This window comes from Fundidesulfovibrio putealis DSM 16056 (assembly GCF_000429325.1).
Classification (GTDB): domain Bacteria; phylum Desulfobacterota; class Desulfovibrionia; order Desulfovibrionales; family Desulfovibrionaceae; genus Fundidesulfovibrio; species Fundidesulfovibrio putealis.
Window position 1 is genome coordinate 477,434 of sequence record NZ_KE386885.1, and the last position, 13,775, is coordinate 491,208.

Sequence of the window (13,775 nt, forward strand, 5' to 3'; positions counted from 1 at the left end):
CGCTCCGTGAAACGGTTTCTCAAGCAGAATTTCCTGATCCTCGTGCTCATGAACTCGGGAAATATCTTCAACTATCTCTTTCAGTTGACGATAGGCCGGGCCATGACGCCCGACGAGTTCGGCAGCTTCAACGCCTTGAACTCCAGCACCGTGATTCTGGCCGCGCCTCTGGGGGTCGTGCCGCTCATCATGGCCCGCTTCACCGCAGGGTTCGCGCTGGACGGCATGGGGCGGGTGAGCGGGCTGTTCCGCCAAGCGCTGAAGGTCGCTGCCGTGGCGGCGGCGGTCATCGCTGCTGTGGGGTTTTTCCTGGCTCCGCTCATCAAGGATTTCCTGCACCTGGAGTCCATCGTTCCGGTGTACATCATGCTGGCGATGGTCTCCGTGTCCCTGATGGCTCCGATTCCCACGGGCATGCTCCAGGGCCTGCAGCGCTTTCTGGGATTCGGACTGTCAGGAGCCAGCAACGCCTGCATCCGCTTCCTGGCGGCCCTGGTGCTGCTCACCGGCCTGGGTTGGGGCGTGAACGGAGCCATGCTCTGCGGCCTGCTGGGCATCCTGTTCCAGGCCGGGCTGGCCTTTCTTTTCCTGCGCGATATCTTCCCGGTGAAGCCTGACCCCCTCCCCGAGGGATTCCACAAGGAAGTCGGTAAGTACGCCCTGGCCATGGTGGTCAGTTCCGTGGTCACCATGTGCCTGAACAACCTGGATCTAGTGCTGGTGCGCCATTTCTGCCCTGGTCCAGAGGCCGGGCTCTACGCAACGGGCGCGATCCTGGGGCGCATCGCCTTCTACGGGCCTTCCGTGCTCATGAGCGTGCTGTTCACGGAAGCGGCCACGGCCAAGGCCAGCGGCGACCAGAACGACAAGAGCCTGTGGATGTCCATGGGCATGACCACCCTTTTGGGCGGGGGCTTCGCGCTTCTGTGCGTGGTGGCCTCGGAGTTCATGGTCACGCTGCTGTTCGGCGCGCAGTACAAGGCCGCCGGGCCGCTCCTGGCGGTGATAAGCTCGGCCATGGCGCTTCTGGCCTGCGCCAACGTGCTGTTCGTGTATTCCCAGGCCCGCAACGAATTCGGCTTCATGTGGGTGCAGGGGCTTGGCGTGGCCCTGTTTGCAGGGCTCGTCTTCATCAGGCATGAGAGCGCCATGCAGGTGGCGCAGATGCTGCTGGCCTGCGTGGTGTTCATTCTCGCGGCGACGCTGGCCTGGTTCTTCCTCAAGGTGCGCCGGACCCAGCCCGTAAGGCAGGAGAGAGCATAGATGAAAAGTTCAGCCGAGGATTTCTACCGCACCATGTGCGGCCTGACCCAGGCCATCGTGTACACCCGGCCCGGGCGCGACCCCATGGACCTGCCCACGGGCGTGGCCGAGGCAGCCGGGCTGCTCGACGAGCGCACCCGCGCAGGATCCAAGCTCATGTTCATCGGCAACGGCGCCTCGGCGGCCATCTCCTCGCACATGGCCACCGATTTCTGGAAGACCGGCGGCATGCGCGCCCTGGCCTTCAACGATCCCGCCGGGCTCACCTGCATCGGCAACGACTTCGGCTATCCGCACCTCTTCGAGAAGCCCGTGGAGATGTTCGCGGACCCAGGCGACGTGCTGGTGGCCATAAGCTCCTCCGGGCGCTCGGAGAACATCCTGAGGGCAGCGGAGGCCGCTAGGGCCAAAGGCTGCCTGGTGCTGACCCTCACGGGCTTCGCCCCGGAAAACCCCCTGCGGGCCATTGGCGACGGCAACTTCCACGTGCCTGTGGACTCCTACGGCCAGGTGGAGGTGCTGCACCACTCCATATGCCATTGTCTGCTTGATACGATTGTGGCTGTACGGGGAAGCTAGCGCGATCCGAGTGTCATGACGCCACCAGCGCACGTCCCGGGTCGCCCGTAAAAGTCAGGGTAAGCCAGACTCGTCCAGGTTCATGATGACAGAAATCTGAGAAAGAGATGCAGGAATCGCTGGATTAATCTTGCCAGCACTGCGACCGGGAGCAGCCGAAGGTCACACCTTAGGCTGACGGAGTTTGCACAGGCCTCTGGACATGTGTTGAGGAAGGATGTGTGACTTTCACGGCATTGACCACCTTGGCTCCAATTCTTTGATCATTCTGGAGGGAACCCCGCCGACCACCGTCCCGGCGGCCACGTCCCGGGTGACCACGGCTCCGGCCGCGACCACCGCGTTAGACCCCACGTTCACGCCACCCAGCACCACAGCCCCGGCTCCAATCCAGACGTTGTCACCAATGGTGATGGGCCTGCCGGTGTAGCCACGCTGCGTCGCAGGAAGGTCCAGGCGGGAGAAGTCGTGATCACCGGTGACCAGCACCGCCTGAGGGCCGATAAGAACGTCGTTCCCCAGGAACATGCCACCCTGTCCCGAAGCCAGCACGGCGTTGACCCCCACCCAGCAGCGCGCCCCGGCGCGGATGCCCTCCCCCGGACGGGCATTGGACACGTAGGAGCACAGGTAGGCTCCGCGCATCACCCGCGTGCAGTCCCCCAGTTCGATCTCGGCCCTGGAGGCGTGCAGGCGGCTCAGTCGGTCCACGTAAACGCTGTGCCCCAACCGGATGTTGCCCATGTGCATGAACTCCGCACCGCTTTCGCATACTGGGGCGGCTGAGCCTCTCGCCAGGAGCGCGGAGTACAGCATTTTGCGGACAAGCATCCCCACCGGGCCGGGAATCCACCCCGACAACCACTGCGCGCCCTGTTCCAGTACATAGCGAGTCGGGCTAGCGGCGCGGGTATCAAGATATTTACGGACCGCCCCGGTCGAGGCCTTGCCCATATAATCGTTAAGACCCTCGCCGGGCCCCTTCTCTTGTCTCCGGGTCATGTCAACCTGCTACTTGGCGTTGCCAGTCCATGCAGGCCGCGACGACGCGCTCGGCAACGCGCATGCTCATCCCCGGGTGGCAGGGCAAGCTCACCACGTGCGACGCGGCTTCCTCCGCGATGCGGCAGGGACCACCAACACTGTTGGCAGCCAGATACGGGTGGCAGGTGAGCGCTAAAGGATAGTGGACGCCTGTGTCCACGCCGTGGACCTTAAGGTGGGCGCGAAAGCCGTCGCGGTCAATTGGACGCACGACGTAGAGATGGGGCACGCGTCCCTGGCCGCCGACCACAGGATTCAGGAACGCCAGCTCTCTGTCGTAGAGGGCGGCGATGCTGCGCCTGGTCTCGTTGTGCTCATCGAGTACGCGCAACCGCTCGGAAAGAAGCGCCGCCTGCAGTTCATCCAGCCGGGAATTGAATCCCTGCATCACGCACGCCCCTGTGGCGTCCTGTCCGTAGAACCGCATCATTCGCAGCTGCTCGGCCAGAGCCGCGTCGTCAGTGAGGATGGCCCCGCCGTCGCCGTAGCAGCCAAGATTCTTGGTCGGGTAGAAGCTGAACGCGGAGGCCGCGCCGAAGAGCCCGCAATGCGTGCTGTTATACCGTGAGCCCGTGGACTGGGCGCAATCCTCGACCAACGTGAGGTCAAAGCGGCGACAGACCTCCATGATTTCAGCCATGGCGCAGGGCGTGCCGTACAGGTGCACGGGCACGACGGCGGTGGCCCCAAGGGATGCGGCGTGTTCGAGGCTGGCGGGGTCGAGAGTCAAGGTGTTTGCGTCCACGTCTGCGAAAACCGGCGTGCACCCTGCCCGCAGGACGGCAACAGCCGTCGGCGGAGCGGTCAGAGCGGGAATAACGACCTTGGCCCCTGGCGGCACTTTGGCCGCCCAAAGCGCGAGTGTGATTGCATCCGTACCATTGGCCACGCCAACGCAATGCCTGGCTTCTGCCCATGATGCGAATTCCCGTTCGAAACGGGTGACGGCAGGGCCCAGAATGGTTTGAGGACTCTTAAGCACCCTGAACGCAGCATCCTTCAGCTCGCGTGAAACAGATGCAGAGACTCCGCGCATGTCGAAAAACGGTACCCGGCCGTCCTCGGACCAAGCGTCGCCAGAAGGACCGACGCGCTTTTCGATGATGAACAGGGGGCGTTTGCGAGTTTGCTCAAGGTTGATCCACAAGTATCCCCCGATCACGCCAAAGCCCAAAAACAGGGCGGTGATGTTCACCAGTTGGGAAAGCATGATTGAAGCCCACCCCGGTGAGGTGATGAGGCCCATGAACGACGCCAACAGAATGTAGGCCATCCCTACGAGGCTCAGGCAGGTGAGGACGAGCCCGATAACGCCGAACAGCTTCATGGGGAAACTGGAGAAGGCCACGATGGAGTGCAAGGCGTAGGAAATCTTGCGGCCCAGACCCCACATGCTCTTGCCGTGCTTACGCGGAGCCCTTTCGTACTCGATGATCGCCCTGTCGAAGCCAGCCCAGAGGATGAGGCCCACAAGGCTCGTTTTCTTTTCTCCGGACTCCAGGATCACCTTGATGACGGCTTTGTCGATGAGACAGAAGTCGAAGCCTCCCGGTGGCATCTCTTTGAGTGCGATGCGCCGGAAGAGCCAGTGGAAAGTCTCGGAAAACAAGCGTGTGAGGGGGGGGTCGTCCCGCTTGGCCCTGACGCATAGCACGACCCGCTTGCCTTCCCGCCAGCGGTCGACCATCTGGGGGATCGTTTCAGGCGGATCCTGCAGGTCTGCTGACAGAATGATGGCCGCGTCATGGTCGGCGATCTGGGTCAGTCCGGCCGCGATGGCCACGAATGACCCGTGGTTGCGCGACAAAAGAATCACTCGCACACGGGGATCGCGCTCGGCCAGCTCCTCGAGCACCGTCTGCGAATTGTCGGGGGAGCGGTCATTGACGAACTGAATCGTCAATTCAACGTTGGCCTTTTCCGAGGCTGAAATAATACGCTCATAAAGTTCCAGCAGGCTCGCTTCATTGCCGTAAACAGGCACGACCACTGCTAGTCTGGGGCGTGCTTTCACGCTGCTGAACATTTCATTCCTTCTTCAGGAGCAAGCCCGTGCCAGTCTCCAGCCATGCAGGCCATGCCTTCCGCAGTTGATTTCAGTGGAGCGCCGCAGACGCATACCAGCCCGGCAGGGCGCGCGGGATTACCTTTGACAAGCGTAAAAGGTGCGACATCTCGTGTTACGACTGCACCTGCGGCCACCAGGGCAAAAGTTCCTATAGTCACGCCAGGAAGAATTATCGCCCCCGCCCCGAGGGAGCATCCTCGCCCGAGTTGGGTCACTGGGTGCTCCACATACCGTTTGGAGCGGGGATACCGATCATTGGCAAAACTGACCCCAGGACCGATGAACACATCGTCCTGGACACGCAAGCCGTCATACAGGGCGACGAAATTCTTCACCGTCACCCTGTCGCCCAGAATCACGTCGTTCTCGATGAACACGCCGTCGCAAATATTACAGTCCCGGCCTAGCCGCGCGCCGGGAAGAATGTGGGAGAATGCCCACACCCTGCACCCCTCGCCCACGGCGGATGATTCGCAAATGCCCTGGGGATGGACGAAAATGCCGTGAGTGGCGTTCACCAGTAACGCTCTTTGTTCATGCGGTAATAATCCACGGTGCGTCGTATGCCTTCGGCGAGCTCCGTCTCCGGTTTCCAGCCCGTTACCTGATGTATTTTCGTAATGTCGGTATAAAAATCCCCGGGCTCCTGGGCTTTGCGTTCCGGCGAGAACGGGGTGTGCTGGTAGCGTCCGGTTCCGGCGACATCAACGATCGTACGCGTTAGTTCCAGGAAGTTGGACGGCTGATCATGGCCCACGTTGTACACTTGGCCGCAGGCTTCGGGCAGCACCGCCAGACGCAATAGCGCCTCCACGCAGTCGTCGATATACAGGAAGTCACGTTTGATCAATCCGTCACCGAACACGGGGATGGTTTGATCTTCAATGGCCAGACGGACAAACCAGTTGGCCACACCGAAACGGTTGTGGCGCATCTGTGCCCGTGGGCCGTAGATGTTGGTCAGACGGGTCAGTACCCCTTGGATGCCATGGTTGCGGCAATAGGACCCGATGATGTGCTCGGCGGCAAGAAGCGAAATTTCGTAGATGCCCTTGGGATCGGGTTTGGCCTCTTCCCCGGCAGGAAGCTTCAGCACAGAGCCGTATTGCCCGCGCGACCCGAGCTTGATCAGCTTGGCCGTGGGGTTGTGCTTGCGAAGGGCTTCCATGATCACGGCCGTACCACGGATGTTGATGTCGATGTCAGGGAAGGGATCGCTCAGACTTTTCAGATGGCAAACCTGGGCCGCACTGTGAAAAATATAATCCTGCCCGCAAACCAACTGGCCCATGGCGTGCTCGTCGCGGATGTCGCAATAGTTGACCTGAACATCATCCTTTACGGGCTCAATGTTGAACAGGTTGCCGCCATACTCTTCAACCATGGCGTCAGCCAGCAGGACGCGAGCGCCCATTTTCGCCAAGCGTATAGCCAGACTGGAGCCAAGAAAGCCCAGGCCTCCCAGGATTAAGACTTTCTTTCCTGAAAAAACAGAGGTTCTGCTTTGCCAAAAGTCCTGTGTCATTTTGGATACGTCGCCTTCGTTAGGAAGTAACAGTATGAAATTCGCAGCTGTTTATAGCAATAATTTATACTGGATGAATAGCTCATGCAACCGGTTTGCCGGGCCGGACTGTGCTTGCCGATCAAGGGTTCTGGGGGCCGTTTCAACCCGAGCCTGTTCCCGACAAAAAGGTCCAGTGGTGTTGTCCAGAGGATAATAGTCCCATAAAGCGGGGAACGCTCACCATCCAGGTGCTTAATGGCCGAGCCGTGCCTTCCGTAGATGATGTGCGAAGCAGAGTCGAGAGCAGAATGGTTCGCATGGCCATCTCCGGAGTTGAGAACGCCAGAGTGCACAAAACGCCCGCATGGCGTTAGACCGCCTTGACCCAAGGTTGTATATACCGCCTAGTTCGGAGATGTATTTCCGATCCACAAGCATCTGCGAAAGTTGAATTAATTGATTTATAGGCTCTGTTGGGCGGTGAGGTTTCCCGACGCGGCACATCGACCTCATCGAATTCGTGCGCCAGGACGTATCGCCAAAGGCTGTTCGCTGGAAACGGTTCTCGACACGCAGCAGTCACGTCCCGCAGCGGTATGGTCGTCTCGGAGGGCTTTGTAGACAGTCCGGGTGACATATCATCGCCTGCGGCGACGAGGCAGAGCCAATTGAAACTCGCTTGGGACCGTATCCGCACGGTGAGCGTCGACAATTGGTAGGTGCTTCTGAGAATCCCAGGCAGCATGAATTGAGACACGGTAACCATCCGATATGTCGTAGCTTACGAAGCCAATCGAGAGTAAAGGAGAGTGCCATTGTCCTGGGCAGAGATTACCCGACTTTTGGGCGATTGGGAAGGGTGTCGCGTAGGGACCGTCCTGCGTTTTGAGAGAGGGGTAAGGGAACCTCTGGCCGAGGTTTGGATCGAGCTTTTGCAGCTCAAGCGAAGGCAGATGCGTTGCTGGGGGAGGCGAACTTGCGGACAAGGTCCACGAAATCGAGGAGCGGTGGATTCGCGATCTACCACTTCTAGGCGTGGTAACGGAACTTCTGGTAATCCCCTGACAAAAGGTTGTTCAGAAAAGTATAATTTTCTCTCAAGCTTAGGCGAGAAGTTTTACATGAAGACATCCGGCTACTCCGACAGTCAGATCATGAGCGCCCTGAATCAAGCCGAGAGCGGCATCGCCGTGCCGGAACTTTGCCGAGAACACGGCATGAGTAGCGCCACGTTTACAGGTCGCGGGCAAAATACGGTGACATGGATGCTTCCCTCGTGGCTCGGATGAGGGGACTTGAGGAGGAAACCCCTGACTCAAGCGCATGTACGCCAAAGCCCAGAAGAAGGCCGATGTTCTCCGGGAGGCGCTTGGATAAAGTAGCAAGGTCATCTCGCCGCCGTGAGATGGCCAAAGACGCCGTGAAGGGAAAGGCCCTGACCATCAGACGAGCCTGCGATGCATATGGCATCAGCCTGACGTGCTACCGTTATGAGTCCAAGCTGTCTGACGAGATCGAATTCGTGGCCGACTGGTTGGTCGGCTGACTGCCATCCAGCGCAACTGAGGCTTCGGGCTCTGGTTCATGTATCTGCGAAACGTGAAACGGTACGGCTGGAACCACAAACGGGTGTACAGGGTCTATTTCGAGCTGGAACTGAACCTTCGTATCAAGCCCAAGAAACACTTGGTGCGGAAGAATCCGGAGCCGCTGGTCCAGCGTGAGGCTGCAAACCCGGCGTGGTCCATGGACTTCATACACGACCAGTTGCATGACGGGCGAAGCTATCGCCTGTTGAACATGATCGATGACTTCAACCGGGAGGGCTTGGCCATCGAAGGGGACTTCCCGCTGCCATCAGAACGTGTCATCCAGAGTTCCTGGAACAGGTCATGGGGTGGCGGAAAACCGAATACCATCCGGTGTGACAACGGCCCTGAGTATGTCAGCTGTCACCTGCAAGTCTGGGCCGTGAAGAACAGGATACGCATCGGCTGCATTCAGCCTGGCAAGCTGCAGCAAAACGCCTACGTGGAACGCTACAACAACGAACGGCCCAACATAGGCATCAGCGGCATCATTCCGAGGCAGAAACTGAGAACGGTTGCATAGCCCAACTTTTCCGACTGTCAAAAAAGGGGGGAGGGGATTAGGGGTTGACAACGTTTGGTTCGCTTCATTAAAATTAAAGAAGTGCTAAATATCGTATCTACTCCATAATACCATGGTCTTATATGTCTAAACATTTCCTCCTCTCCCTGGCGCACGGATGATACAATCACCCCCAGTTAAGGAATTGTCCGAGGACCGCAAGCGTACTGTCTTCGGAACTATCGTATTATCCTTGGCTCTTTTCTGCAGCATTACACTGGCTTATGACAATTTCTGGAATTCCGTGTTGTGCGCGTTCTATTTTCCATTCGAGGACAAGGACACTGGAAGGACCAAATTTTTGTTCTGCAGCAACGTCGAACAGGTTCTCGACGGCGACAACAGCCGTAATCTCGCCGACAACGCCGAATCCGGTGCAGACTGGAGAGTCTTTTCCCCAGCATCGCCCGAGAGCCGGCAGTGCTGCGGGTCACAGTCAAAAAAGACCGGGACGTGGTGTTTTTCTACCCCCGCCTGGAAGGCGCGGACAGCTCTGTCGTTGTTTACGCAGAAGATGGTCCCGGCCTGCGGCGCCTGTTTGCGCTCCAGGGGAAGAAGGGGTTGTGGACGGAAATGGGACGACAATATGTTCTTGATCTGCGTAGTGCGCCGTACGGATGGGTCCGCAAGGATGTAGACGTGAAACTCACCATCGTTCTGACCGGAAAATGGAGCCAGGTTTGGCATCTCGGATCAGCCGTTCTTTTTTAGCCGCGCCGGCCTCTCTGGCGGGTTGGATCCTGGTGGCCGCAGGGATATGCGTCCTTCCGTGGGTTGTGCTGTGCCTGCTCTTGAGGATCTACCTCGGGGCATCCTTGGCGGACGCCATACCTGGGGGAGGGGATTTTATTCTATACTGGCATGAGATTGCCACTTATGCAGCCGTGGGTTTCAAGGGCGGCTACTACGGCTTCGAAGAACTGGTTGCTCCAGCGTCACGTCTTGGCACGGGCGGATTCGGCGCGCACAGTGCTTTTTTCCCCATGCTATTCGGTTCGGTGGGTGTATTGCTGGGGTGGGGGCCGTCTTCAGGCACGTTCTACGGCCTCGGAGCGGTGAGCATCGGGGTCGCTGGGTTCGTTCTGCTAACTTGGCGGGACCGCAGGCTCCACCTCCTGGCAGGGGCTCTTCTGCTGACGAATGTCTACATTTACTGCTATTTGGCAAAATGTAGCCCCGAAGGTATTCACGTCGCTTGCGCTTTCCTGCTCGCAGGGCTTTTCATCCGCTACTTCGAGGCTCCCTCTCGCGCTAGAACGGCCTGGTTCACCGCGCTCTACGGCGCTATCATGGTGGCCTCTCTGATCAGGTACAGTTGGGGCCTTGCCTTTGTGCCTCTGTTTTTCTCGTTCGATGACCTGGTCCGGCGGCCTACGCTACGGACCTGCGTTCGAGCCGCAGCCTGTTTGTCCAGCATCGCCGCAGTTTATTTTGTCTATAACCTGTTTATGGCTCCATATCCATATGAGCCGTTTACTGGATCCATTTTTGGCTTGCCCGTTTATGTTCAGGCCTTCAAGGGAAATTTCGCTCCTTTGCTGCGGCTCGTCGCCGACAACTTCCGAAGCCTAGTCCCTTCTCAACAGCAAAACCTTCCCAGCAGCATTCTCTATGTCTATCTGGTCTATATGGCCATTACGACCGTGACCGTATTCCTCCGCCTTGTCGACCGGTCCCAGCCCGATCCTCTCCGGCGTGAGCGCCTTAAGTTCGTGTTGTTTTTCATGCTCGCAACCATGGTCCCCCTGCTGGTCCTATGTTTTTGCTACTACTATATCTCTGTCGGTGGCATCGGGGCAAAGATCCTCCTTCCGTCATTTCTTATGAGCTATCTGATAACAGCCCGCTACATGCCCGTGCCCTCGGTTCCGGCGGTCCTTGCCATCTTCCTTGGGCTGATGCCCATGGGCCTGCAGACGTTTCAGTCCTGGAATCTACCCGACTATGACCCTGCCTCGACCTCCGTCTCCAGGGCCGAGGCGGGTCTGGTCCGGAAGACAATGGGGCTTCACGCCGCCTACCAACCGGGTGACGAGCCCTGGTGCAATACCCTGGTGACCCTGGACAACGACCTGCCGTCCGCTTACATGGGAGTGCCGCCCGGCATCGCTATACAGGTGCTGCGGTACGATCCAGCCGCCCCAAATCCGTACGGATACTCAGCTTGGCATGCGGAAACGGGCATCCTTTCGCGCTGGATCGTCACAAAGAATTCGCAGTTGAGCGCCGCGCTTTCTCAACATAACAGACTCGTTTTTCTTGGGGATACCCCTCTTGGGAAGCTCTACCGGAACGACTCTTCGCCCTGTGGAGAACGGGCGAAAGGTCATCCTTAGACTTTTGCACGATTGCTATAATTTCATTGCGGTCACATGGTACACGATGCAATAGTACTTACGTAAAACGCGCTCATTTCTATCGCCGCTGAGTACATTGTGGGTGCCTTCGGGAAGTTAATGCCCTTTGCGAGTGTTTTTTTCTTGCGAATATTCGGATGCTACAATTTCACAATGGTTGTCGGCGTTTTGGGGGAAAGGTCAACGGAGCGCCATCATCCGCACCTTCTGATCGTTTCCACCGTGAGCATCTCCTGTTCTTCCCTCCTGCCTTTGCGTTCAAAAGCAGGATAGGAGTTCGCAGACGGGGGTCAAAATTCGGCGCGGTTTATCTCAAGAGGGGATCAATATTGCACGCTGTTCAACAGGAAGTTTACAGCGTCCAGAACACTCACCATTAAATGGCCCGTATAAACGGAAGCGGAGTTTAGCGGCGCTCGCAACTGTATACGTTGTCGCGCATAAAAATCATGAGTTCATGGAACGTCAGCGCATTGCCGACAAGGCACGATGAAAGGAAGAGACAAACCAGAACTTTGATACGGAGACTTTTGCCAACGGTCTTCATGTAGAGGTACCGGGCGCACAAAATGTAAGTGGCCAAGGCGCCAAGGGCTACCTTGTAGTATAAAAAGGGTTGAGAATTGTACGGACGGAACTTGACGAAGTTATGGGTCAAAGACCCGCAAAGCAGCATGAGGAGCAGGGCGATAGTGATGTAATTGCTTTTCTCACAAGAACGGAAACAGGTGCGGAGGTTTTTTATGATCGCCTGCGCGAAAAGAACGCAAGCCATGCCGACCGGAAGATACCAGGAAAATAGGTGACTGTAGTATGTTAGTTGTGTGCATTCAGGATGATAGCCGTTTTGTGTCGCAGCCACATTGGCTGGGCCGACGGAGAACAAGGGGAGAACCGGCAGGCAACCCAAGGACATAAGAGGCGATATGAGACTCATGAAAAGGTAGCGCGCAGCGTTGAAAAACATGTCGTGAACGGACATCAGTACTGCCTGCCAAAATGGAAGGTCGGAGAAATAGTTTAGCACCATCTCCGCTTCTCGCCCTTTTCGAAAGTGTTCTTGAACCGAGGAAAAGTGAAATTTCCCCAACAAATAAAGGCAGAGAATAATGAGAGTAGAGCCGAAGATAAACAGACAATGCCGATGGTTGATATAGGTTAGCTTTCTGCGTAGAAACAAAGTTAACATGCAGAGTGCCACCAGAAAACCTCCGTAGTCGAGCCACTGTTCGAACCAGACAGCCAGACAGACAAGAGAGAGCAAGAATATAACGCGAAGCCAGAGAGAGGATGAAGTGGTATTAAAAAGCAGTTCATGGACGCACAACAGGTTAATAAGGATGTAGCAATAGCCGAGATAAAACAGTCCAACCGCTGTTATTTGATAGTACCAGTAGAATTGTGAGCCAAAAGCGACGAACGGCAGGAAGACGGCGCAAGCGTAAACCGACTGAGTGGCACGGAAAGCACAAGCGCCGGCGACGGCGACCAGCAGGAGATTGAGGCAATAATAAGCCGCAGCGGGTGAACTCGCCTGCTCAAGGAAATACTGCAGCGCAAGTCCGGTCGTGCTCCACCGGACAAAGCCGGCACCGATGTGAAACGGTAGCAGAAACCGCCAAGGCTCGTCCAGCAACTGCTGGTCAGGGTGCAAGTACGCCACGAGTGTGAAACCCGAGACCTCATGTATGCGAAGGAGAAGGTTGGCAATGGCGTATGCCGTTCCTACTAAGAGGAGCAGCAGCACTGACCAGCGTGACTGGGAAAATGTCATATCGCACCTGTGGCAAGATTCGTTGGGGGCATGTCCAAGACAGAAACCTAGTCCTGACGAAATCGAAACGAACGATTAGGCGTTTTTCTCTCTTATCCTTGTGAACAAGTCCTAGAGGTACTCGCTTCCTTGCGGGCCACCAGGAGTAATTCTCCGCTTATTGGCATGGGCACCATCAGGTTGTTGATGACGGGGAGCGATAAAATCGGGTGCACTAGGCGGTGGAGGGTTTCGTACCGGCTGAGGCTTTTGGACAAGGACTCCACCTTAAAGTAGAGGGGCATATTGAGGGTTCGGATGGTGCGCAGGCCGTGAAGGCCAAGCAACCGGGAGAGATTCTTCTTGGAAAAATAGTGCAGGTGCATTCCCTGATACCACCACCACTTTTTCCGCAGAAGGCGCGGCAGCCAGGCATCTACGTCGCCTGTATAGACCAAGAATAGCCCCCCTGGCCGCAACATTTTGGAAATATCAGCTATAAGAGTCTGAGGGGTATAGAGATGCTCGATGACTCCTAGCAGAGTGATGATGTCGAAGGTCTGTCCAGCAAAGGCGTCAAGTGAGGCTGCCACGTGATGCCGGGGGGCGCATTGGGTGCGCGACCAAGCCGAAGGCTCGACGCCGAAGGTCCGGTACCGTTCGGCCATGACGTCAAGCAGGATGCCTGTGGCGCAGCCGATGTCTAACAGGTCACCGGAAGGAAACTCCCGCCACAGAGGATGGGCCAGCTTGCGGAAACATTTTTCACGTTGTTCACGGTGTTGCGAATAAACTTCGTCTTCGGAATCCTGATAGACATCGTCCAGGAGCGGCATGGGGTCAGTGTAGATGTGTCCACACTGCCGACACTTTGCAATGGCGTAAGTCTTCCGTGTGTCCGGCGTGAAGTTGTATTCCACTGCAGGCGCTGTGTCGTTAAGTTCGTCGCGGTACAACGTCTCCGGTTCGTACGCGCCGCATATGCAACAAGGCAGCTTGTGCTTTTGTATCCTCATGCTCTATCCCACTTCAGTTCTACCCCGCCGTGGATTT

At 57.3% G+C, this 13,775-nt stretch carries 10 protein-coding genes and 1 pseudogene; 5 read left to right on the forward strand and 6 right to left on the reverse strand.

Annotated features, from left to right (window positions below; all coding sequences use genetic code 11):
- Positions 1 to 6: 6 nt before the first annotated feature.
- Positions 7 to 1,263, forward strand: coding sequence for an MATE family efflux transporter (locus G453_RS0118925; RefSeq protein WP_027192294.1), 1,257 nt, complete (start codon positions 7 to 9; stop codon positions 1,261 to 1,263).
- A complete protein-coding gene (locus G453_RS0118930; protein WP_027192295.1) occupies positions 1,264 to 1,842 on the forward strand; it encodes an SIS domain-containing protein in 579 nt (192 codons plus the stop codon). It begins immediately after the preceding gene.
- 228 nt (positions 1,843 to 2,070) lie between these two features.
- Here the strand turns inward: G453_RS0118930 and G453_RS0118935 are convergent, their stop codons facing one another.
- The 4 genes from G453_RS0118935 to G453_RS0118950 are packed head-to-tail and all read right to left on the reverse strand — an operon-like array spanning position 2,071 to position 6,479.
- Positions 2,071 to 2,844 (reverse strand): acyltransferase, encoded by a 774-nt coding sequence (locus G453_RS0118935; protein ID WP_051272630.1) that lies wholly within the window; start codon positions 2,842 to 2,844, stop codon positions 2,071 to 2,073.
- Between the two features lies 1 nt (position 2,845).
- The gene (locus G453_RS26745) at positions 2,846 to 4,912 is read right to left on the reverse strand and encodes a DegT/DnrJ/EryC1/StrS family aminotransferase (protein WP_051272631.1); all 2,067 of its coding nucleotides are present in this window, start codon (positions 4,910 to 4,912) and stop codon (positions 2,846 to 2,848) included.
- A complete protein-coding gene (locus G453_RS29135) occupies positions 4,897 to 5,472 on the reverse strand; it encodes an acyltransferase (protein WP_084502566.1) in 576 nt (191 codons plus the stop codon). Before G453_RS29135 ends, G453_RS26745 begins: the two co-directional genes overlap by 16 nt.
- Entirely contained in the window at positions 5,469 to 6,479 is a 1,011-nt protein-coding gene (locus G453_RS0118950) for an NAD-dependent epimerase/dehydratase family protein (RefSeq protein WP_051272632.1), read from the reverse strand. The genes G453_RS29135 and G453_RS0118950 overlap by 4 nt, the downstream gene beginning before the upstream one ends.
- Positions 6,480 to 7,582: 1,103 nt before the next feature.
- Here G453_RS0118950 and G453_RS25260 point away from each other — a divergent pair.
- The 3 genes and pseudogenes from G453_RS25260 to G453_RS0118965 all read left to right on the forward strand — a co-directional run bounded on the left by G453_RS25260 (position 7,583) and on the right by G453_RS0118965 (position 10,948).
- Positions 7,583 to 8,573, forward strand: a pseudogene (locus G453_RS25260) (DDE-type integrase/transposase/recombinase).
- Positions 8,574 to 9,032: 459 nt separating this feature from the next.
- Complete coding sequence (locus G453_RS0118960) at positions 9,033 to 9,323, forward strand: hypothetical protein (RefSeq protein WP_027192299.1); 291 nt, start codon at positions 9,033 to 9,035, stop codon at positions 9,321 to 9,323.
- 104 nt (positions 9,324 to 9,427) lie between these two features.
- Positions 9,428 to 10,948 (forward strand): hypothetical protein, encoded by a 1,521-nt coding sequence (locus G453_RS0118965; RefSeq protein ID WP_156921015.1) that lies wholly within the window; start codon positions 9,428 to 9,430, stop codon positions 10,946 to 10,948.
- A gap of 427 nt (positions 10,949 to 11,375) precedes the next feature.
- Here the strand turns inward: G453_RS0118965 and G453_RS0118970 are convergent, their stop codons facing one another.
- Entirely contained in the window at positions 11,376 to 12,743 is a 1,368-nt protein-coding gene (locus tag G453_RS0118970) for a hypothetical protein (protein ID WP_027192301.1), read from the reverse strand.
- Between the two features lie 92 nt (positions 12,744 to 12,835).
- Positions 12,836 to 13,738: a class I SAM-dependent methyltransferase gene (locus tag G453_RS0118975; RefSeq protein ID WP_027192302.1), complete on the reverse strand. Its 903-nt coding sequence runs from the start codon at positions 13,736 to 13,738 to the stop codon at positions 12,836 to 12,838.
- Between the last annotated feature and the right edge of the window lie 37 nt (positions 13,739 to 13,775).

Excerpts from the sequence above, each read along its gene's own strand:
- G453_RS0118930 (WP_027192295.1), top strand. The coding sequence starts at position 1,264 with ATGAAAAGTTCAGCCGAGGATTTCTACCGCACCATGTGCGGCCTGACC.
- G453_RS0118935 (WP_051272630.1), bottom strand. The coding sequence starts at position 2,844 with ATGACCCGGAGACAAGAGAAGGGGCCCGGCGAGGGTCTTAACGATTAT.
- G453_RS26745 (WP_051272631.1), bottom strand. The coding sequence starts at position 4,912 with ATGTTCAGCAGCGTGAAAGCACGCCCCAGACTAGCAGTGGTCGTGCCT.
- G453_RS0118950 (WP_051272632.1), bottom strand. The coding sequence starts at position 6,479 with ATGACACAGGACTTTTGGCAAAGCAGAACCTCTGTTTTTTCAGGAAAG.
- G453_RS0118970 (WP_027192301.1), bottom strand. The coding sequence starts at position 12,743 with ATGACATTTTCCCAGTCACGCTGGTCAGTGCTGCTGCTCCTCTTAGTA.
- G453_RS0118975 (WP_027192302.1), bottom strand. The coding sequence starts at position 13,738 with ATGAGGATACAAAAGCACAAGCTGCCTTGTTGCATATGCGGCGCGTAC.